This window comes from Geobacter psychrophilus, assembly GCF_056821595.1.
Map to the genome: position 1 here is coordinate 1,439,833 of NZ_JBXDTU010000004.1, position 22,429 is coordinate 1,462,261.

Here is a 22,429-nt window from a genome sequence, read left to right on the forward strand (position 1 = left end):
CAACACATAGTCAGACTTTCAATCAAGCCGGATTGTTTCGTCCCTCAAACCCCATCCTTCATCAATTCAACCAGTAAGCCATCAGGTAGGGTTTCCCCTACTCCTTACATGCCGAAAATAGTTTCGTGACAACTCATTTTATTGCGCTAATATTTTTTTCGTTAGATTTATTTATTATTGTGACCAGGTGTCAAGCCGGAGCTGCAGGTAATTGACTGGCTGGCACTCGAAAGGAATAGTATATGAAACCCGCCCCGTCATGTGCCGCAACAACACGTCTAATCGGTGATTGGACCATTGCAGGAGTTGTCCAGCAGGTGACCCGGCTGACTGAATTGGAAATCAGAAACTCCCGACCCGGCGGCAGCGTTGTAATCGATTGCAGCGGTATCGATCAAATCGATCTGAGCGGTTTTCAATTGCTGTATGTCTGGCTTCACTGCATGCAGTTGCGCGGAGTTCGCCCCGAACTGGTCAACATGCCTGAATGGATGCTAGAAGCCCAGCAGCGACAGGGTATCGCACAGGTGTTTGAAAACGAGCTGCAGGAACGGGGCTTTGTTTGAACACTCGTAGCGTTAGACGACAATGACATATATCGATGCGACGGAAAACATACGTAGTTTTCGGAAATTAAACGTCAGGAGGATTGAAATCATGAAACTTGAAGTGATCAAATCAATCGCAGAGTTGTACAGCATCAAGGCCAGCAGGATGAAGAAGTCCGATCTGGTAAAGGCCATCCAGAGGGCCGAGGGAAATGAACCCTGCTTTGAGGCCGGCAAGTCTGCCACCTGCGGTCAAATTGGGTGCAGCTGGCGTGAAATCTGTACGTAAAATGTATTCCGATCAGTCACTAACCATGAAAAAGGCTGTTTATCCACCAGAGGTACCCGGATGCCGACAGGGATGCCTGTCGAGAGCATCTCTGGAACCTCTCTCTGGCCGGCACGTTCGAGGTTATGGGTGGCGTGCAGATTGTGACCGAGATCGCCCTTTAGCTTCAAGCTCCTGTAACAGGTGTATGGCACACACTGATCTGTTTTGAGATCTGTAGTGAAACCCGTGGGGCGGCGTTAGCTCTGACATAAGAGACAGCAAAGACATGGATTTTAAATCCTCGAAGTGAATCAGTCGCGTCATTCACGACGTATAAGATCGAAATAGTGTTTTGGTGCTGTAAATAAATCGTGCTCAGGCCAGAAGTTCAAAACGTTATGGGAGGTCGCACATGTTCAAGGAAATGAAGGTCGGAACTCGGCTGTACCTGTTGATCGGTTTTATGTCGGCTCTGCTCACTGCAATCGGGGCATTAGGTTTGAAAACGGCCAAAGATGCCGATGCCAGCCTGGATACGGTTTACAAGGATCGCGTTGTACCGCTCGAACAGCTGAAATCAATTGCAGACATGTATGCGGTCAACATCGTGGACACTTCTCACAAGGTGCGTAACGGTAATATGGATTGGAAGGAAGGCCTGAAAAATGTCGATCTGGCCATGAAATCTGTCAATGAGAAATGGAAGGCATATCTTGCAACAACCCTGGTAGCGGAAGAGAAAAAGCTGGTAGATGAAATCTCACCGCTCATGAACAAAGCCGATACTGCTGTGACAAAACTCAAGGGACTGCTGCAGAAGGAAGACAGGGACGGATTGGCAAAATTCACCATCTCTGAGCTGTATCCGGTTATTGACCCGGTATCCGACCGCTTCAGCCAACTGGTTGAAGTACAGTTGAAGGTGGCAAAAACCGAATACGACAAAAGCGCCGCCCAATATCTGCGAAACCGTAATATTTCCATATGCGTAATTGCGGTCGGGATACTTTGTTCCCTGTTTTTCGCAACCATGCTGATTCGCAACCTGCTGCGGCAACTGGGGTGCGAACCGGCATATATCGCCGAAATCGCCGGGAAAATTTCCGGAGGGGATCTTACCATGGTGCTTGAATCAGGCAAAACAACGGATACGGGTGCATTTGCCGCCATGAAAGATATGATCGTTAAACTCCGAGCGGTTGTGGGTGATGTGATGAGCGCCACCGACAACGTGGCTTCCGGCAGCCAGCAACTATCGGCCACCGCCCAGCAGATGTCCCAGGGCGCAACCGAACAGGCTGCAAGCGCTGAAGAGATATCATCTTCCATGGAGCAGATGACCTCCAGCATCAGGCAAAACGCCGACAATTCGGGCCAGACGGAAGTGATCGCCGTCAAGAGCGCAGTCGGTGCCAAGGAAGGAGGCAAGTCAGTTGCCGAAACTGTTGTCGCAATGAAGGAAATCGCCACCAGGATCTCCATTATCGAAGAGATCGCTCGCCAGACCAACCTGCTTGCCCTGAATGCAGCCATCGAGGCGGCCCGGGCCGGTGAGCACGGCAAAGGTTTTGCTGTTGTCGCCAGTGAGGTCAGGAAACTGGCAGAGCGCTCACAGACCGCAGCCGGCGAAATTAGCACCCTTTCGTCACGGAGTGTCAAGGTGGCCGAGACCGCCGGAGAGATGCTGGGCAAGATGGTCCCCGACATTCAGCGAACAGCTGAACTGGTCCAGGAGATATCAGCCTCCAGTAAAGAACAGGACAGTGGCGCCGAGCAGATCAGCAAGGCAGTACAACAGTTGGATAGCGTTATCCAGCAGAACGCATCCGCTTCCGAAGAAATGGCCTCCACCTCCGAGGAGCTTGCCAGCCAAGCCGATCTGCTGAAAGACACCATCTCCTTCTTCCGCCTTGACAACAGTGCTTCCCGGCAACCGGTGCGCTCCATTCAAGCTCGGCAGTACAAGCGACAAGCCCCACAAATCGATCGCAAAAGCCGCACCGATTCTATGAATAAACCTGCTGCTGACGGTTGCTATAACATTCCGTTGGGCGAGTTGCTTGGTCCGGAGCATGCAGAAGAGGAATTTGTGAATTGCCCATAGCGCAATGCTTCGTGCACCAGCTGAACAATGTAGGAACATTGCCGTGAGCAGCATTCAAGAATATTCCGAAGTTATAAGGAGCAGATCATGGAGAGCCTGACAGACAACGGGAAAAAGTATGACCCTCGGGAAAGCTATCTGGTCTTTGTTGCAGATGAACGCCTGTTTGCCTTGCCATTTCAGAAAATCATTTCAGTGCTTGATGTTCCTCATGCCACAAAGATGCCTGCGATGTCGGATCAAACCCGTGGGGTGATGGATTTTATGGGTCAACCGATAACAATCTACGACTTTCGGAAGAAAATCGGGGCTGCCAGTGTGCACGATGAAATTGATAAATTCGATGCAATGTTACAGCAACGCAAACAGGATCATTTGAACTGGATTGCAAAGCTGAAAGATGCAATTGACTCCGGTACGGAAATAACGGTTGAAACCAATCCCCACAAATGTGCGTTCGGAAAATGGTATGACTCCTTTCAGACAGATAATCTTGCATTAAAGCGACATCTGGCAAAATTCGATGCGCCTCACCAGCAAATCCACGGTATTGCTACCCGCTCAAAACAGTTTATTGCCGAAGGCAAAAATGAAGCTGCTCAGCGACTTATTCACGAATCGGAACAAGGGGTGTTACGCCAACTTATTACCTTGTTTGATGAGACCAGGAGCGAACTGCAGAAAGCATATACCGAATATGCCATTGTTGTGCATGCTGACGAATCCAGTAAAGTCGCCCTGGCAGTGGACGAGCCGCGTTATTTTGGCATGCTTGACGATATTACCTTTCCGCTACCGAAGCTGATTGACCGGCATGGGATCGGATTTGTGGATGCATATGGCGTTCTCAAGTCCGAAGGCGTTGACGCTGAGATATTGATTGTAGAGCTGGATAAGTTACTTTTAGAGAACAACCACAATATGCTTGAGTCCTGAGTCCCTTGATTGTGTGAAACGGGAGAAAACCAATGCCGGTACGTGGAACTATCTCTATCCTGCTGGTCGAACATGCTGCCGGAAATCTGAATTGGTTACAGCCCTGACCTGCTCAACATCAGAGGTCTCTGTAACAACGGATCTGAAATTCTCATGAAGCCCTTCAGACCTCTTGATTTGGCGAGAAAAGTCAGAGCGCTGCTTGACACCCGCTAAATCGACGTGCCATTGCATTGCTGCAACATAGACTAACGCCTGCATTTTAATAGAAAATGCAGGTTTTTTTGTCGGTCCGGAACAGCAGCCGGCAGAGTTGAGCACGTGAACCAGGAAGCTGACAGGAATGACGAATGGTAACCTTGACATCCGATAATCAAGGGATATGATTTCGTTAATCCGGTACAGTCAGGAGGACACATGCTGGAACAGGTGATGAGTCAGTATAACGAAGCCATCATGGACACCGATCGGGACAAGGCGCTGCTGGTTGTGCGCGATGCCCTGAGTCTGGGTATTTCACCGGAAGAGGTGGTGTTCGAGGTTGTGGTACCGGCCATCGAGCTGATGATGCAGTCGATCAGCGAAAATCAGGGGGTCAGCCTGGCCCAGCACTTCATGGCGGCCCAGATCGCATCGGAGGTGGTCGATGAGATGGTGCCACAATTCAAGCAGGCACCCGACATCATCGGCCGGGTTGTTATCGGAACTGCCCAGGGGGATTTTCACGGCCTCGGCAAACGGATCGTCAGCGGCTGCCTGAAGGCCATGATGATCGAGGTAACCGATCTCGGACTCAACGTGGCGCCGGAGCGCTTCGTTGATGAGGCCGTGGCCCGGGACGCCCAGGTCATCGCCATTTCTTCCATGATGGTTCATACAGCCAAGGGAGAGAACGGCTGCCGCCGGGTGCGCCAGCTCCTGAAAGAGCAGGGACTGGAGACCCGGATCCGGATTGCCGTAGGTGGTGCGCCATACCGCTTCGACCCGGATCTGTACCGGACCGTGGGGGCCGATGCCTGGGCAGAAAACGGCATCCTGGCAAGCAGGATGATCACCGATCTCATCCGGGAGGTGCGACCATGATGACAGGCATGGAGCGACTGGCCGCTGCCATAAACGGTACCCTGGCTGACCGGATTCCGGTTTTCTGCAACCTGCTGGACCAGGGGGCCAGGGAGTTGGGCCTCCCCCTGGAGGAATACTACTCCAGCGGTGAACACGTTGCCGAGGCGCAGCTCAAAATGCGCGCCAGATACGGCTATGACTGTCTCTGGAGCCTTTTTTATGTGGGCAAGGAAGCCGAACTGCTGGGATGCCGCAAGATGATCTTTGCCAAGGACGGCCCACCCAATGTAGGTGAGATGATTATCAAGAACTATGGAGATATCGCCCGGCTGAAGGTCCCGGACGATATCACCTCCCATCCGGCCTTTGCCGAAGAGCTGAAATGCCTGCGGATCCTCAAGGCCGAAGCGGGCGGAAAATATCCGATCTGTGCCTATCTGACCGCCTCCATGACCATGCCGGCCCTGCTGATGGGAATGGAAAAATGGATGCAGATGCTTATGATGGGACCGAATGACCTGCGCGATGAACTGCTGACCAAATGTTCGGATTTTTTCCAGAAACAGGTCGCTGCCTACCGCGCTGCCGGCGCAGACGTCCTGGTGTATTCCAATCCCTTCGGCTCCACCGACTTTATCCCGCGCAGGTTCTTCAACGAGCTTGCGCTCCCCTGGATGGAGCGTGATCTCGGTCCGGGCGGCACAGCCGGTATCGTCTACTACTGCGGCAGCGCCCGCTTCAACAATGTCATCCAGGCGGTCATACATCGCCTGGGGATCGGCGTGTTCTACCTCAGCCCCATGGACGATATTGCCGAGGGGAAACGGCTGGTTGCCGGCCGGGGACTGACCTGCGGCGTGATCAACGACATCATGCTCCTGCATTGGTCAAGGGAGGAGATCAGGGCCGAGGTCAAGCGGATGATCGCGGCCGGCAAACCGGGCGGTAAATTCCTGTTCGGCACTCTGGTCATGCCCTACAACATCCCGGAGGAGAACATCCGGACAATGCTGGAGGCGGCCTACGAATACGGGCGGTTCGATGCGCCATGACCATGCCGCCCTCCCCTGTCCCGCTCCTCCTGGGCTGCGGTATTCTGCGCAACGAAATCCGTTTTCTGATAGAGAAAAATGGCTGGCCGCTTGAAACGCACTTTCTCGATTCAAGCCTGCACATAAACTTTGAAAAACTGTCCCTGGCACTGACGTCCGCCCTCGAGCACCATACCGGGCGTGAGATCATTGTGTTCTATGGGGCCTGCCACCCGCTGATGGAGTCGATCCTCCATGCTGCCGGGACATACCGGACCGTGGGACAGAACTGCGTCGAGATGCTCCTGGGACCGGAGCGCTTCACCCGGGAACTGGAACAGGGGGCCTTCTTTCTTCTGGAAGAGTGGGCGCGGCACTGGGAGCAGATTGTCACCGCCACCTTCGGTTCAAACCGGAAGGTCATCCGGGAGATGTATCAGGGGGACCGGGGCTATCTGCTCTGCGTTTCGACACCCTGTTCCGGAAATTTCTCTGAAGATGCGGAAGCGGCCGGCCGCCTGGTGGGGTTGCCACTGCGCAGAATGGAGGTTTCGCTGGACCACCTGGAAATGGTGCTGCAGGAAGTCATCGACAGAAAAATGCGAGCAGCGACATGCCAGAAATGACAACCATACCCGCCGAGGAACTGGCCCGCCTCAAGGAGCGCGCCCGCAAGCTGGCCCAGGACAAGTCCTACCTGCAGTTGATCATCAACCTGATGAACAAGGTCAGTGCCGCCCAGGGTCTGGAGAACAGGATCGAAACCCTGCTGAACAACATTCTCGATGTTCTCGGCGGCGCCAACATTATTCTCTATTACCTGATCGATGGCGAGCTGCACTACGCGGATATTTTCGGCAAACGGCAGAAGCTTGAGCGCATAAGCGACGAACTGGTGAGAACCGTGCTGGAATCCGGCAAGCCCATGGAGCTTGAACACGCATTCTGCGATACGCAGATGCTGACTCAGGAATTCACCAAGGCCTATACCTGGGTGTTTCCACTTCTGGCAGGCACAGAACGGATCGGTGTCATCAAGCTGGAAAACCTGCAGATCGGCATGAACGACTTGTACGGCACCCTGCCGACCTTCTTCACCTACGTCGCCACAATCCTCAATAACAGCATGGGGGCAGACGCGCTTCGCAAGAGCGAGCGTAAGTTTCACGCCATTTTCGACCAGACATTTCAGTTTATCGGTCTGTTGACGACGGATGGCGTCCTGATTGAAGCGAACAAAAGCTCACTGGAGCTCTCGGGGATCAGTGAAGCGGAGGCACTGAACAGGCCATTCTGGGAAACACCCTGGTGGAAACATTCGCAGGAGGAACAAAAGCTCGTGCAACAGGCGGTACAGAAAGCCGCCCAGGGGGAATTCATCCGTTTCGAGACTACCCATCAAGCAGTTGATGGCACCCTGCGCTATATAGATTTTTCCATAAAACCGGTTCGGGATGAGTCTGGCAAGATCGTGCTGCTGCTTCCAGAAGGTCGCGACATCACCGAGCGCAAACGGGACGAAGAGGCCATCCATATCCAGGCGGTCGAGCTCGAACAGGAGGTCGCCGAGCGGCAGATGGCACAGGAAAGTCTTCAGCTACAGGCCGCCCTGCTGGAAAAAGAGATACAGGAGCGTCGAAAGGCACAGAGCGAACTCGAACAACTGAATGAGAATCTTGAACAGCGTGTTCAGGAGCGGACGACAGAACTGAATGAGAGGAATACCGAGGTGCAGCAGGCCTATGATGACCTGAAAAAGGTCCAGGGGCAGCTCCTCCAGCAGGACAAGATGGCATCCATCGGCCAGCTGGCGGCCGGCGTGGCCCACGAGATCAACAACCCGATGGGCTTCATTATCAGTAACCTGGGGAGTCTGGGCAAGTATGTGGAAAAAATGACCGCCTATCTGGCTTCCGATGAGAAGCTGCTGGCCGGATGCGACCCGGAGATCCGGCAGATGGCGGCCCAGGAGCGGCTGAAGTACAAGATCGACCACATCTGCAGGGATATGCCCGATCTGATAACCGAGTCTTCCGAGGGCGCCCAGCGCGTCCGCCAGATCGTTCAGGACCTCAAGAGCTTCTCCCGGATCGATGGTGCCCAGTTCGTCGCTGCCGATATCAACGAGGGGTTGGAGAGCACCATCTCCATCGCCTGGAACGAGCTCAAGTATAAAGCAACCATTATCAAGGAGTACGGCCAGCTGCCCCTGGTCTGGTGCAACCTGGGCCAGCTCAATCAGGTCTTTTTGAACATCCTGGTCAATGCCGCCCACGCCATCAAGGATCAGGGGGAAATCCGGATTGCAACCAGAGAAGAGGAGGGAGCGGTCCGCATCGTCATCAGCGACACCGGCAGCGGAATACCGCGTGAACATATCAAGCGCATCTTCGACCCCTTCTTCACCACCAAAGAGGTCGGCAAGGGGACCGGACTGGGACTGGCGATCGCCTACGACATCGTCGTCAACAAGCATGGCGGGCTGATCGAGGTTGAGAGCGAAATCGGCACCGGGAGCACCTTCACCATCACCCTGCCGCAAAGCAGAGAACAAATAACGAACAACTCTCAGGGGACTGAATGAAAGAGAGCGTAACCATACCCTCGGGCAGGCTGGTGTATCTAGAGGAACGCGCCAAAAAAATGGCACGGGACAAGTCCTATCTCCAGCTGATCATCCGTCTGATCAACCAGGTGAATGCGGCCTCGGGTCTGGATGATACGGTTGACTGCCTGATGCGCCACATCCTTGATGTTGTGGGGGGGACAACCATCATCCTCTACTACTGGATCGACGACGATATTTTTTCTGCGGACGTCTACGGCAGGAAACAGCAGCTCGCCGCCATCGAAGACGAATTGGTGCAGAAAGTACAGACCAGCCGCGAACCGATCGAGGTAGAAAATCCGTTTGACGATACACAGCTGACAACCCGGGAGTTCACCAATGCCTACACCTGGGTCTATCCGCTCCTGGTGGGGGGAGATCTTGTCGGGGTCCTCAAGATGGAGAACCTCCATCTCGGAATGCACGATTTGTACGAACAGCTGCCGACCTTTTTCAATCATGCCGCCCTGGTACTGAAAAACGAAATCCTCGGGCAGACCAGACTTCAACAGGCCTATGATCAGCTGAGCGTTATAAACGAAAAGCTGGCGATGGAGATCGAGGAGCGCGAGCTGGTCGAGGAGGAATTGCGTCAGGGCAGGAACGAGCTGGAAGAGCGAGTGGCGGAACGGACCTTTGAGCTGCATAGCGCCAACGAGCGGCTGCAGCAGGAGCTGGCGGAACGCGTACGGGTGCAGGAGGAGTTTCAGGACCTGTACAATCAGGCGCCCTGCGGCTACCACACCCTGGACAAGGACGGCACGTTTGTACGGATAAATGATACCGAGCTCCAGTTGCTCGGATATGCGCGGGACGAGATCCTCGGAAGGAAATTCTCAGATTTTATCAAAGAGAATCATCAGCAGACCTTCCAAGACAATTTTCCCCGTTTTATGGCCCAGGGATGGATCAAGGACCTGGAATTCGAGATGCTGCGCAAGGATGGCACAACCATTCCGGTACTCATGAGCGCCACGGCGGTCTACGATGAATCCGGCAACTTCACGATGGGCCGCTCGACCGTGTATGACATCGCCGAGCGGCGCAAGGCACTGCAGCAGGAACACCTGCTGAGCTCCATAGTTCAATCCTCTGACGATGCCATCATCGCCAAGGATTCAAACGGGATCATACTCTCCTGGAACCATGGTGCAGAGCGGATTTACGGCTACAGCCCCGATGAAGCAATCGGACAATCGATTGCCATGGTGTATCCTCCCGACCGGGAACTGGAGCTTGCCAGCATTATGGCGGCGCTCAAGCAGGGTGAACGCATTGAACACTTTGTCACCAAGCGCATGCGCAAGGATGGCCAACAGATATCCATATCACTCAGCATAGCCCCTATCAGAGATGCGGTGGGAAATCTCGTGGGGGCATCGTCCATTGCCCGCAATATCACCAAACAGATACATGGTGAGGAGGAAATCAACCGTCTTAACAAAGAGCTGGAAGAACGGGTGGAGATCAGAACCATTGACCTGGAGTCCAAGCGTTCCGAACTGGAGGAGAGTCAGCGGGCACTGATGAACATCGTGGAGGACCTGAATCTGAAGACCACGGAACTGGAGGATGCAAACTCCAAACTGCTGGAATTGGACCGTCTGAAGTCCATGTTCATTGCATCCATGAGCCACGAGTTGCGGACACCGCTCAACTCGATCATCGGCTTCTCCAGTATTATCCGGGACGGCTGGCTCGGCCCGGTCAATCCGGAGCAGAAGGAAAACCTCGACACCATCCAGCGCGCTGGAAAACATCTGCTCAGCCTGATCAATGACGTGATCGATGTTTCCAAGATCGAGGCAGGCAGGATAGAGGCCCGCTTCGAGGAGTTCGACCTGTACGACCTGTTGACGGAAGCGGTTCAGTATGTAGAAAAGGATATCAAGGAAAAAGGGATGGAGCTTACGCTGCAGCTGGTGCATCAATTGCTCCACACTGATAAGCGCAGGCTTCTGCAATGCATCATCAACCTGTTGAGCAATGCCGTAAAGTTTACGGAACACGGCGGGATCACCGTTTCATGCACCAAAACGGACAAAGACGAAATGGAGGCGCCTCTGAGTGACAACGCCCAGATCAGCATCTCTATCAGTGACACCGGAATCGGCATCGCCATGGCGGATATTCCCACGATATTCGAGCCGTTCGTTCGACTGGATTCCCACCTGAAAACCCTCGCCCCCGGAACCGGACTTGGCCTGTACCTGACCAGGAAACTGATTGTGGAAGTTCTGGGCGGTGATATACTTTGTAGCAGCACTATCGGCAGCGGCAGTACGTTCACGCTGATGATTCCGGAGAGGATCTATGAAAAAGGTACTGGTAGTAGAGGATAACCGGGACAATTTACGGCTGATAACCTATGCGCTGCAGCGCGCCGGCTACGAGGTAGTTTCTGCCGACACGGGAACAAAGGGGGTGGAACTGGCTGCCAGCGAACACCCGACCTTCATCCTCATGGACATCAACCTGCCCGACATCGATGGGCTCGAAGCGACCAGGCGTATTCGCCAGAGCGGCGCAAACGGGGCCATCCCGATCATCGCCATCACTTCCTATGCCATGGCCGGCGACATGGACCTGGTGCTTGATGCGGGATGCACCGGTTACTTCGAAAAGCCGATCGACCCATTGACCATTATCGACAGGATCCATGAACTGCTTGCCAGGGCAGGGGAACCCCCGGCCGAGCTCTGAAACACAGGATTATTGCCTACAAAGCGGGAACCGAGGTACTTCCATGAACGTCTTGATAGTTGAAGACAGCAACAGCGCCCGAAAACTTATGCGCCTGACCTTTGAGCACTTCAACTGCAGCGTCATTGAGGCTGAGGATGGGCAGGAAGGCCTCGACCAGGCCACTCGCCATAAACCGGACATCATCATATCAGACGCACTTATGCCTCGTATGGATGGATTCCAACTACTTCGGGCGCTCAAAGCCAATCCGGATCTCAAAACGATTCCTTTCATCTTCTACTCATCGACATACACCGGCGAAAAAGAGATCGAATTGGCACTTTCCCTCGGGGCGGAGGCCATTGTGGCCAAACCGATCGAGCCCGAGGAACTCTGGAAAAAGACCTGTACGATCATGAAGGAATGGGAAGACCGCCAACAACAACCCGCCCACCCTGCAACTGAAGAGAGTAACGAGCAGTATCTTCGTGAATACAGCCTGATTGTGGCGACCAAACTGGAAGAAAAGGTAAAGGAGCTGGAAGAGGCATTGGCCGAACGGCAACGGGCTGAAAATGCCCTCAAAGAACGGGAGCAGGAACTGGCTACGATCTTCGAGAACGCCCCCTTCGTAATGCTGCTGCTTGACCATGACAGAAAGGTCCACAAGGTAAATGCCCTGGCTGGCACGTTCACCGGAACATCCAGCAGTGACATGATTGATCATCTGAGCGGCGACGCACTGCGCTGCGTCCATTCCCTCGACTCACCGAAAGGGTGCGGCTATGGTACGTACTGTCAGGGGTGTGCCATCCGACGCTCCATCGTCGACACATTTGAAACCGGGCAGAGCTATCACATGGTGGAAACGGTTCTGCCCCTTTCTATCAACGGGACTGAAAAGAACATCACACTACTTTTTTCAACGACACGAGTAATCGTCACCCAGCAAGAGATGGTACTGCTCAGCCTTCAGGACATCAGCGAGCACAAGAGACTGGAAGCGCAGCTGCAGCAGGCACAAAAGATGGAATCGATCGGCACCCTGGCGGGCGGCATTGCCCATGATTTCAACAATATCCTGACGGTTATCTTTGGCTACGGGGATATTACCCTTATGACCATGGCAGCGGACGACCCCCATCGCCAAAGTGTCGAACAGATGCTGGATGCTGCTCACCGGGCCGCCTCACTGGCGCAGGACCTCCTCCTGTTCAGCAGGAAAAAGATCAGTGACAAGAAACATGTGGACTTGAATGAGATCGTGAAGCTGGTCGAAAAGTTCCTGCTGCGGGTCATCGGCGAGGACATTGATTGCACCATTACCCTGGATAACGCAAAATTACCGGTCTTCGCCGATGCGCATCAGCTTGAACAGGTATTGATGAACCTTGCGTCCAATGCACGGGATGCCCTGCAACTGGGCGGTTCCTTATCCATTACAACCGAACGTATCAAGATTGATGAAGCCTTCATTGCGTCGCATGGTTTCGGCAAACCCGGCATGCATGCCCTGCTGACCGTGGCAGATACCGGCACCGGTATGGACAACGAGACTCGCGAGCATATCTTTGATCCGTTTTTTACGACCAAAGAGATCGGCAAAGGGACAGGACTCGGCCTGGCCGTCGTCTACGGGATTATCAAGCAGCATGACGGATACATCATGGTCAGCTCCGAACCCGGCCTTGGAACAACATTCCGGATATACCTGCCATTAACCACATCAGCGGTGGCTGACAGTAAAAAGGAAACCGTGCAGAACTTACAGCTCAATGGGGCTGAGACGATTCTCCTGGCGGAAGATAACGAGACGGTCCGAAACATGGTCCGGTCGCTGCTTGGAAGTTTCGGCTATGAAGTCATTGCAGCGATAGACGGGGAGGATGCCGTAACCAAATTCCGGGAGAACAGGGATCAGATCCAGCTTCTTTTGTTCGATATGGTCATGCCGAAGAAAAGCGGCATGGACGCTTATGATGAGATCAGAACGATTGAGCCGGACATTAAGGTGATTTTTGCCAGCGGCTATGCAACAGACGCCGTCCATCAACGAGCGCTGGTCGACCCGCATGTTATCTTTATTTCCAAACCCTATCTGCCATCCAACCTGCTGTCGATGGTACGAAAATTACTCAATCGCAGCACTGCCCGGGACAGCGAATAATGTCGCGGAATGCCGGCCACTACAGATCAAACCACATCAAGACGCAACATGCAAACATTTAGCGGTATGCCGACCGGTTACTAAAGAGTATGTGAGGAGCAGTGACAATGGTTGCAAACTACTGGTTTTCACTATTGATTTCCGGAGTGGTGTTCCTGGCAGGTGGAGTACTTCCCGCGCCGGTTGCAGCAGAGACCACCCTCAAGATCAGCGGGACCGGCAGCGCTCTGGGCACCATGAAACAACTTGCCGAGGCGTTCCAAAAAACACATCCGGGTGTACGGGTCCAGATCCTGCCAAGCCTGGGCAGCGCGGGTGGAATCAAATCCGCACTGGCTGGAGGTATTGACCTGGCACTTTCCAGCCGGCCCTTGACGAAAGAGGAACAGCAACAGGGGGCGAAACAGGAGGAATATGCCCGGTCCCCGTTTGTTTTTATCACCCATCCCAAGGTCAACAAAAAGGACGTGACCATCCGGGAGCTGGAGGAATTCTATAGCAACCCGACAGCCAGATGGGCCGACGGCAGCCGCATCCGCCTGATCCTGCGTCCTGAAAAGGATATCGACACAACCATCATCCGCAACCTGTCGCTGGGAATGGAACAAGCCGTCAAGAGCGCTCTGGCTCGTCCCGGGATGATTCTGGCAATAACCGATCAGGAGTCCAGCGCTGTTATTGCCAAAACAGCCGGGTCATTGGGTGGCGCCACCCTGGCCGAAATTATCAGTGAAAACAGGGCGGTGAACATCCTCTCCTTCAACGGCGTACATGCTTCTGTCAAGACGATTGCCGACAAGTCCTATCCCCTGGCCAAGTCGTTCTATCTGGTGACAACGTCAAGGGCCACCTCCGAGGTACGGCAGTTCGCTGAATTCATCCGCTCAACAGCCGCCGCCAGGATCCTGACAAAAAACGGGAACCTGCCTGTTACCGTGAAATAGGGAGTCCATGAATGTATGACAAAAAAGGCATAACCAGCACAACCACCTGGATTGCCGGTGTTGTAGCGGTTTCCGTGGCGCTGATTCTGCCGCTTGGTTACTTTGCGGTTTCCTATCAGTACCTTGTGGGCAGCCTGGAGGCAGAAGCGGAAATGACCAGCCACATCGTTACGAATTTGATCAATGCCAACCCGGAACAGTGGCAGTTCGAGCAGATTCGGCTGGAAGAACTGCTGGCCCGCAGGACGTTGGACAAACCTGATGAATCGCGACGTATCCTCGACCGGCAACATAAACTGGTTGCGGAGAACACCGCCGTGTTGAAGCCACCCATGATAACACGCGGCTTCAACCTGATGGACGCAGGGACAACCGTCGGCACGCTCGAAATCACCATGTCCATGTACCCGCTGCTGCTGCGTTCCGGTCTGGCGGCGCTGCTCGGGATTTCCTGCGGACTGGTGATCTTCATTACGCTGCGCATACTGCCGTTACGTGCTGTGGCCCAGGCGGAGAAATCCCTGCGGGAAAGTGAGGAGCGCTACCGCCTGCTGGTGGAAAATGCACCGGATGCCATTCTTGTCTACGGCAATGAACGGATATACTATGCCAATAGCGCCGCGTTCCGTCTGTTCAACGCAGAGAGATCCGAACAACTCGTCGGTCAGCCGTTCATATCACTTATTCACCCCGATAATCGGGAACTGGCCGCAGAACATATTCAGCTGGCAGAGCAGGAGGAGCACTCCAGCACGAATCTGGACCTGCGGTTGACGCGCTTCGATGGGACGCCTATCGACGTATCAGCAGTAGGAATTCGCATTATTTACAAGGGGAAATCGGCCGTACAGGTGATACTCCACGACATAACCGAGCGCAAGCTGTTTCAGGATGAGTTGGCGGACAAGGTTGAACAATTGCAGGCGGCCCTTGACAAGGTGAAGCAGCTTGAAGGGATTATACCAATATGCATGTACTGCAAGAAGATACGCAACGACGAGGAAAGCTGGCAACAACTGGAATCCTACATAACCCAGCATTCCGAGGCGTTTTTCAGCCACGGAATCTGTCCGGAGTGTTTCCAGAAAGCGTACGGCGAGGCCGAGAAAGAACTCGAAAGTATGAGAAAGAGCTGACACGATGGCCACACGCATCAGAATCGGCGTGCGCGCTGTAATCAAGAGAGTCCTTACTCTTCCGCCTGAGCAGGGCCAGTGAATTTCAGCGAGAAAGGAAGCGAATCATGACTGATAACCGCAAATACGCCTTCAATTGGGAGCTGCTCGGAAACATCGACGAAGGTCGACCAAACCTTGGCAACCAGACCCGGCTTGAAGTGTATCGCCTGATGCAGTTCAGTTTCCGGGATGTGCTTGAGCAGAAACTCGGAGCAGATGAGACCGACCGGATTTTCTATGATGCGGGCTACCTGGCCGGCAAGCAGTTTTATACCAATGTCATCGGTCAGCCTGCGGACCTGGATGATTTTGTCAAAAAACTGCAGGCCGCTCTCAAAGACCTGGGCATCGGAATTCTGAGGGTTGAGGAAGCCGATTTGGCGGGCGGCAGACTGGTTCTAACCGTATCTGAAGACCTGGACTGTTCCGGCCTGCCGGAGCTTAATTACGAGATCTGCACCTACGATGAGGGTTTCATTGCAGCACTGCTGGAGTCATTCAGCGGCACCAGTTTCAGCGTCAAGGAAATTGACTGCTGGTGCACCGGCGACCGGACCTGCCGTTTTCTGGCAGAGGCCACGGAGAGTGTGGCCAAGCCATGAGCGCACTGCCCGATATCCTGCAAAAGCTGGCCGCGGGCCAGATTCCGGGAGATGTCCCGGCAGAGTGCGAATGCAGCGACCAGCTTCTGGAGCTGATCGCGTACCTGGCTGAACTGCGACGCTTCGTCTCGGCCCTGTCATCTGGCGATATGAATGCCACCATGCGGCTGCCCGGACCACTTGCCGGCAGCCTCAAAGGACTGCATGCCAACCTGCGGCACCTCACCTGGCAAACCCAGCAGGTAGCAGCTGGCGATTTCAGTCAGCGGGTGGATTTTCTGGGAGCATTCTCAGATGCCTTTAACAGCATGGTCGCTGCGCTGGCTCAGGCCAGAGACGATCTGACGGAACGGAACCTCCAGCTTGCCAGCACCTGTGAAGAACTGAAGTCCACCCAGTCGCAGCTGCTCCAGCAGGAAAAGATGGCCTCCATCGGACAGCTGGCGGCAGGTGTTGCCCACGAGATCAACAACCCGATGGGCTTCATCTCCAGCAACCTCGGGGCTCTGGGAAAATATACCGAGCGCCTGAAAACCTTTGCCGCTGCAGTTGACGAGGCGCTGGCGTCACCCGCCATGCCCGCGGAGTTGCGTGAGCGGTTGACTGCCAGCAGAAAAAGCCTGAAGATCGATTTCATGCTGGAAGATATCCCCAATCTGCTGGCTGAATCTGTCGAAGGAGCCGATCGGGTCAGAAAGATCGTACAGGATCTGAAGGGATTTTCACGGGTGGATGCAGCGGAATATTCTACGGTAGATCTCAACCAGTGCCTGGAAAGCACCATCAATATCATCTGGAACGAACTCAAATACAAGGCGCAGTTGACCCGGGAGTTTGGCGAGGTCCCCTGCGTCACCTGTCGGCCGCAGCAGCTGAACCAGGTTTTCATGAACCTGCTTCAGAATGCTTCCCATGCCGTGGATAACGATGGGGACATCCGCGTGCGCACCTATAACGACGACGGCAACGTATTCGTGGAAATTGCCGATAACGGCTGCGGGATTGCACCGGAACACCTGACCAGGATCTTCGAGCCCTTTTTCACCACCAAACCGGTGGGCAAGGGAACCGGCCTGGGACTATCCATCAGCTATGACATCGTCAAGAAGCATGGCGGCGAGATCGCGGTCACAAGCGAAGTGGGGAAAGGGACAACCTTTCGGGTGAGGATCCCCCTGGAACCTAAAGATTCTGAAGCAACTCCCGCGAATTGAGCCTCTCTGCTAACGCTATATGTGCCGTCTCAGGAGCGTCGTTTTTTTTGTTCTGTCAAGGCTGTCGAGGGATTGCGCGGAGACGTAGCAGCGCTACGTCGCACAAGTGATCCCGAAGACTTACGCAGACAGTGCGAAAAAGCGGCGTTCCTCCTTAGTTATGCGCCAGTTTCTGGGCCTCCTTCGCATTGGCCTGGAACAGGTTGGCGGTCTCGAACACCAGGTTCAGCGTGCCGCGATACCCGACCCAGACCTTTTGATGGGCACCCAGCCGGTCGAAAACCGGCAGCCCGGCCCGCAGATGGGCGCCGATCCCCAGTTTGCCGGCTGCCTGGCGGCCGTTGGAGTTGGCCACCAGCAGATCGGCACCTTTACCGGCTTCTTCCAGATCCTCCAGATCCCCCACAAAGACATTTTCGCAGGGCAGTCCGTCCAGTCCACGGGTGCGGGTAGCCGACAGAGCGGCCTGAATCTGGCACCCCATGCCGGCCAGGAAACGGGTCAAGGTCTTCAGATTGTCCGACTCCAGGGCGATGGCCACCTTCTTGGTGCCGAACTGGTAGTGACTGTCCACCATGGCATCCATCAGGCGCGAGCGCCAGCGGCGATGTTTGTCCGGGATCGGCCGGCCGCTGATGGCGGCCAGAACCTCCATAAAAAGGTCGGTCTCGGCCAGACCGGTTAGGGAGGTGAAGCCGTAGGCCGGGATGCCGAATTTATCCTTCAGCCTGAGTGCTGCCTTGGCCAGGGAATCACCGACATATAACGTCGCAACACTGCGCCCTCCCTTTCTGATATCATCGACAGCGATACCTCCGGTTGACAGAGGCGATACCACATCATCGATATGGCCGTCCATGGCATTGGAGATATCCGGAATCGTCAGCACCGTCAGGCCGAAGGACTCGACCAGCTCTTTCAACTCCTCCACGTCTGCCGGGGTCAGATGCGCTCCGGGTAGCAGGTTAACCTGGCCGGGCATAGTCGCACCGCCCTCCGCCAGGCTGGAAACGATCGCCTCCACCGCAGCAGCGTAGCCCTCCTGCAGAGATCCGCAGTAATCCGGCGTCGAGGCCCAGATGATCGGGACGGGATCATGTTCCGGATGTTCCTCCCGGAACTGCTTGATGGCACTGTTGACATCATCCCCCATGGTTTCGGTCAGGCCGGTGGTCATGACCCCCACCACCTGGGGATGAAACTTCTCGATCACTCGGACGATACCCTTCTTCAGATTGTCCCAGCCGCCGAAGATGGCGGTATCCTCACTCATGGCAGTGGCATTCAGGGCGATGGACTCCTTGTAGTGCCGCGACAGCTGCAGGCGGATGAAGGTCGAGCAGCCCTGGGCGCCATGCAGCAGCCCCAGCATGTTATCGATCCCGAGATAGGCCATGGTGGCGCCCAGGGCCGGGGAGTTCTTCTGGGGATTAACCGTAGCGGCCTTGGTAGAGACCTTGACCCGTGAAGCCGAAATATCCTCGCCAAGATATGTCTCAGCATGACTGGAGGACTCTGCCAGGTCCGCGGCCAGCAGCGCCTCACCCTTCTCCCAGGGAGAGGGCGCATTCAGGGTCGCCCAGATCGGGTTGTTGACCGTCATATCCAGCTGCCGGGAAAAGGTCACCATCCCCTCATAGCCGGCATAGGGATGGGAACGGCCATGGTTAATGTCCATGAAAGGGGTCTTGGTCTTGAGCGCCAGGAACTTGGTCTTGCCGCCGGCCACAATCAGGTCGGGCAGCTTCTCATGCATGACCGCCAGCAGGCCGGCCGTGGAGGTGTCCTCGATGATAGTCGCATCCTTGTGCATCAACCCCTTCATGCGGTAGAAATCCTCCAGGGTCGAATTTTGCGTACCGGCCGCCAGCACCTCGACCCCCAGCTCGGTCAGGGAGTTGACCATCGACCAGGTCTTGACCCCTCCGGTAAACAGTACCGCGGTCTTTCCTTCCAGGCGATGCCGGTAGGGTGCGATGGCAGCCCGGCATTTCCCCTCTTCCTCCTCTATCAGCCGCTCCACCCGGTCCTGCATGACCCGCTTTTCCAGTCCATTGACGATATTGTCCAGTTCGCGGGCGATATCGCGCAGCGCCTTGGCCGTATCGGTCATGCCGTAAAAGGACTCCTCAAGGTAGGGCATGCCGTAGGTTTTCTGCATTTTTTTGGCCAGGTTGGTCAAGGACTTGGAACAGATGATGATATTGAGCTTGGCCCGGTGGGCGTAGCGCAGCTCCTCGAATCGGGCGTCGCCGCTGAAGCAGGACAGGATCTGGATCCCCAGCCGGTCAAAGAGCGGCAGCATGCCCCACAGGTCACCGGCAATGTTGTATTCGCCGATCAGGTTGATCGGGTATTCTCCCAGGACCGGCGGTTCGGTTGTACCGATGACGTACTTGAAGAGGATCTCGCCCGCCAGACGGTTGCCGATGTTCTTGTCGCCGATGAAGCCGGGGGTGTTGACCGGTATGATCGGGATTGCGACTTTTTCTGACGCAGCCGTACAGACCGCCTCCACGTCGTCACCGGTCATGGCGGTCACGCAGGTGGCATAGACGAAGATGGCCCGGGCCTGGTCCTTGTAGCGCTCGGCCAGGTCGAGAATGGCCTTGTAGAGCTTCTTCTCGCCGCCGAAGATGACGTCGTTCTCCAGCATCTCGGTGGTAAAACCGCGCCGGTAGAGTTGCGCATCGGATGAACGGGCCCCGCGGTTGTCCCAGGAGTTGCCGGCGCAGCCGATCGGGCCATGCACTAGGTGGATCACATCGGTGATCGGCATCAACACGACCCGGGCGCCGTCATAGGCGCAGGAACGCTCGGTCCCCTCGCCCGGTTCGGATTTCTTGCAGAACTTGGGCGCGCCCTTGTCGTGTGTTTCACAGTTATCGGTATCGTACCAGTCGGGCTTGGCCATATGGGTATCCTCATCTTACGCTTCAGGTAGTATCGGTTATGAAAAACGGCACCATCCGGATTCATGCAGTATGAATCCGGATGGCGCCGTTGCCACGGAAAACAGGTCTGTTACAGCTATGATAGCATGTGCTGTGCCAAGTCGGACATTACGCTAACAGCCTATATTTACGTACTTTATTTTTTTAAAATATATTATCAACCTCCACAATGCTTAATAAATATGCAATTGTTTTCATTATTGGGATCATTACAGTCTTATGCCAAGCAGATCAAACAAGTGTCCAAAAAAAAGGCACCGGCACATAAAATGGGGCGTTCGAAACAGCACAAGGCCGGAAGAGATGCCCTTCCGGCCTTGTGTATGCGCCAAATCTAAAATGTATTTGTTGTTTTATGGAGTGCGGATTTTTTGTCCTGGCAAGGCTGTCGAGAGAACGGGCGGAGGCGTAGCAGCGCTACGCCGCACAACCGGTCCCGAAGACTTACGCAGCCAGGGCGGAAAAGCCGCGCTCCATCTAGCGCATCAGCTCGAACTGCCGATCCTCGCAGGTCTCATCCTTAATATCGATGAACTTGTTGCAGATCTCGGTCACCATGTTGACGGTGCCCTGATAGCCGATAATCGGGTAACGGTGTTTGTTGACCCGGTCGAAAACCGGGAAGCCGAAGCGGAACAACGGGATCTTGGCGTCGCGGGTGGCAAACTTGCCGTGACTGTCGCCGATGACCGCATCGACCGGATCGGTCATCAGCAGCGAGCGCAGATGCCACAGGTCCTTGTTCATGTAGATCTTGCAATCGTTGCCGTACATGGAACCGTCCAGCAGCGCCTGCAGCTCCTTCTCAACCTTCTTGCTGCCACGGCTGCAGATGATGTGGTGCGGACGGGCGCCCATCTCCAGCAGGAAGGAGACATAGCCCATCAGGTAATCCGGGTCGCCGTAGACGGCAAACTTCTTGCCGTGCATGTACTGGTGCGAATCGGTAATGGCATCCACGGCGCGGCCGCGCTCGTTTTTCAGCGAGGCCGGCACCTCCTTGCCGAACAGCTCGGCGACCTTCATGATGAAGGCATCGGTCTTCTCGATTCCCATCGGCATCGGCATGGAGACATGCTTGCCGGAGTAATTGTCCTTGATCCAGCCGAAGGTCTTGGGTGTGGCATAGGGACCGATGGCGATGGTGGCCTTGCCGTTGATGGAATCGGCCGCATCTTCCAGCTTGGTACCGCCGGCGTAGATATGATACGTGCCGTCTGCGGGTGAATCAAAGGTGTCGGAGATGTCTGCCAAAAAAGTGTAAGGGATGCCGAATTCCTTCAGGATGCGTTTGTACTCGCGGTAGTCACCGGTATTGAAATCGCATCCGGCAATCAGATTCAGCTTGCCGGTGCAGCGCCCCTCGATCTGTTTGCCCTCGGTCAGGGTCTGCAGGACCGACACCAGCATGGAGTCGTAGCCATGGATATGGGTGCCGTTGAAGCTGGGGGTATTGGCATAGGGGATCGGCAGTTCCTTGGGGACAAGATTCTTCTGCTTGGCGTTCTTGAGGAAGGCGGTCAGGTCGTCCCCGATAACCTCCGGCATGCAGGAGGTGAAGACTGCGATCATCTTGGGCTTGTAGATGGCATAGGCATTCTCCAGACCTTCATGGAGGTTGTTCTGTCCGCCGAACACAGCGCCGTCCTCGGTCATGGAGTCGGAGACGGCCGGAGCCGGCTCACGGAAGTGGCGGTTGAGGGTTGAGCGGTAGTAGGAGGCACAGCCCTGAGAACCATGAACGAAGGGGAGTGTCCCTTCAAAACCGTGGGCGGCCAACTGAGCGCCCAGCGGCTGACAAGCGTGGACAGGGTTGATCACCAGCGCCTGACGGGCAAAGTTCTTTTCTTTATATTCTTCGGTATTGATCCACTCTTTGACCCGTTCGATCTCTTCGGGCGGGGTCTCGACGATCTTTTTGACTTCAAGTCCTAGTAAGTTTGACATAAGAAACTCCTTTATCAGCGGCTGGAGACTAATCCGTCACACAGTCCGAATTTGATGTACCTATCGGCGTCCGATTTTGATGCCAGGTCGGTGGCGGGTGAGGATTTCGGCGGAGACGTAGCAGCGCTACGTCGCACAACGATAATCCGAAACCCGCCGCCGAGATGGCGCAAAA

At 54.9% G+C, this 22,429-nt stretch carries 17 protein-coding genes; 15 read left to right on the forward strand and 2 right to left on the reverse strand.

All coding sequences use genetic code 11. The annotated features are described in order from the left end of the window. Positions 1-242: 242 nt before the first annotated feature. The 15 genes from ACOCF6_RS09015 to ACOCF6_RS09085 all read left to right on the forward strand — a co-directional run bounded on the left by ACOCF6_RS09015 (position 243) and on the right by ACOCF6_RS09085 (position 17,353). Positions 243-566, forward strand: a complete 324-nt coding sequence (locus ACOCF6_RS09015; RefSeq protein ID WP_482460052.1) for an STAS domain-containing protein — start codon at positions 243-245, stop codon at positions 564-566. Between the two features lie 91 nt (positions 567-657). After that, entirely contained in the window at positions 658-837 is a 180-nt protein-coding gene (locus ACOCF6_RS09020; protein WP_482460053.1) for an SAP domain-containing protein, read from the forward strand. A 394-nt stretch (positions 838-1,231) separates the two neighbouring features. Further along, positions 1,232-2,923, forward strand: coding sequence for a methyl-accepting chemotaxis protein (locus tag ACOCF6_RS09025; protein ID WP_482460054.1), 1,692 nt, complete (start codon positions 1,232-1,234; stop codon positions 2,921-2,923). Between the two features lie 87 nt (positions 2,924-3,010). Continuing rightward, positions 3,011-3,859: a CZB domain-containing protein gene (locus ACOCF6_RS09030; RefSeq protein ID WP_482460055.1), complete on the forward strand. Its 849-nt coding sequence runs from the start codon at positions 3,011-3,013 to the stop codon at positions 3,857-3,859. 417 nt (positions 3,860-4,276) lie between these two features. Then, a complete protein-coding gene (locus ACOCF6_RS09035) occupies positions 4,277-4,942 on the forward strand; it encodes a cobalamin B12-binding domain-containing protein (protein ID WP_482460056.1) in 666 nt (221 codons plus the stop codon). Beyond that, a complete protein-coding gene (locus tag ACOCF6_RS09040; RefSeq protein ID WP_482460057.1) occupies positions 4,939-5,976 on the forward strand; it encodes a uroporphyrinogen decarboxylase family protein in 1,038 nt (345 codons plus the stop codon). Before ACOCF6_RS09035 ends, ACOCF6_RS09040 begins: the two co-directional genes overlap by 4 nt. Then, positions 5,973-6,581, forward strand: coding sequence for a DUF1638 domain-containing protein (locus tag ACOCF6_RS09045; RefSeq protein ID WP_482460058.1), 609 nt, complete (start codon positions 5,973-5,975; stop codon positions 6,579-6,581). The genes ACOCF6_RS09040 and ACOCF6_RS09045 overlap by 4 nt, the downstream gene beginning before the upstream one ends. Beyond that, a complete protein-coding gene (locus ACOCF6_RS09050; RefSeq protein ID WP_482460059.1) occupies positions 6,569-8,539 on the forward strand; it encodes an ATP-binding protein in 1,971 nt (656 codons plus the stop codon). Before ACOCF6_RS09045 ends, ACOCF6_RS09050 begins: the two co-directional genes overlap by 13 nt. Further along, positions 8,536-10,905 (forward strand): sensor histidine kinase, encoded by a 2,370-nt coding sequence (locus ACOCF6_RS09055; RefSeq protein WP_482460060.1) that lies wholly within the window; start codon positions 8,536-8,538, stop codon positions 10,903-10,905. The genes ACOCF6_RS09050 and ACOCF6_RS09055 overlap by 4 nt, the downstream gene beginning before the upstream one ends. Continuing rightward, positions 10,877-11,266 (forward strand): response regulator, encoded by a 390-nt coding sequence (locus ACOCF6_RS09060; RefSeq protein WP_482460061.1) that lies wholly within the window; start codon positions 10,877-10,879, stop codon positions 11,264-11,266. Before ACOCF6_RS09055 ends, ACOCF6_RS09060 begins: the two co-directional genes overlap by 29 nt. Before the next feature lie 43 nt (positions 11,267-11,309). Further along, entirely contained in the window at positions 11,310-13,415 is a 2,106-nt protein-coding gene (locus ACOCF6_RS09065; protein ID WP_482460062.1) for an ATP-binding response regulator, read from the forward strand. 107 nt (positions 13,416-13,522) lie between these two features. After that, positions 13,523-14,359, forward strand: a complete 837-nt coding sequence (locus ACOCF6_RS09070; RefSeq protein WP_482460063.1) for a substrate-binding domain-containing protein — start codon at positions 13,523-13,525, stop codon at positions 14,357-14,359. An 11-nt stretch (positions 14,360-14,370) separates the two neighbouring features. Next, positions 14,371-15,495: a PAS domain-containing protein gene (locus ACOCF6_RS09075; protein ID WP_482460064.1), complete on the forward strand. Its 1,125-nt coding sequence runs from the start codon at positions 14,371-14,373 to the stop codon at positions 15,493-15,495. A 107-nt stretch (positions 15,496-15,602) separates the two neighbouring features. Next, a complete protein-coding gene (locus tag ACOCF6_RS09080) occupies positions 15,603-16,139 on the forward strand; it encodes a V4R domain-containing protein (RefSeq protein WP_482460065.1) in 537 nt (178 codons plus the stop codon). Next, positions 16,136-17,353 carry a sensor histidine kinase gene (locus ACOCF6_RS09085; RefSeq protein ID WP_482460066.1) on the forward strand — a complete coding sequence of 406 codons (1,218 nt, stop codon included), beginning with the start codon at positions 16,136-16,138 and terminating at the stop codon, positions 17,351-17,353. The genes ACOCF6_RS09080 and ACOCF6_RS09085 overlap by 4 nt, the downstream gene beginning before the upstream one ends. A 154-nt stretch (positions 17,354-17,507) precedes the next feature. Here ACOCF6_RS09085 and ACOCF6_RS09090 read toward each other — a convergent pair whose 3' ends face one another. Further along, the gene (locus ACOCF6_RS09090; RefSeq protein WP_482460067.1) at positions 17,508-20,267 is read right to left on the reverse strand and encodes a bifunctional nitrogenase iron-molybdenum cofactor biosynthesis protein NifEN; all 2,760 of its coding nucleotides are present in this window, start codon (positions 20,265-20,267) and stop codon (positions 17,508-17,510) included. Positions 20,268-20,784: 517 nt separating this feature from the next. Continuing rightward, entirely contained in the window at positions 20,785-22,254 is a 1,470-nt protein-coding gene (gene nifK, locus ACOCF6_RS09095) for a nitrogenase molybdenum-iron protein subunit beta (RefSeq protein ID WP_482460068.1), read from the reverse strand. Positions 22,255-22,429 lie beyond the last annotated feature (175 nt).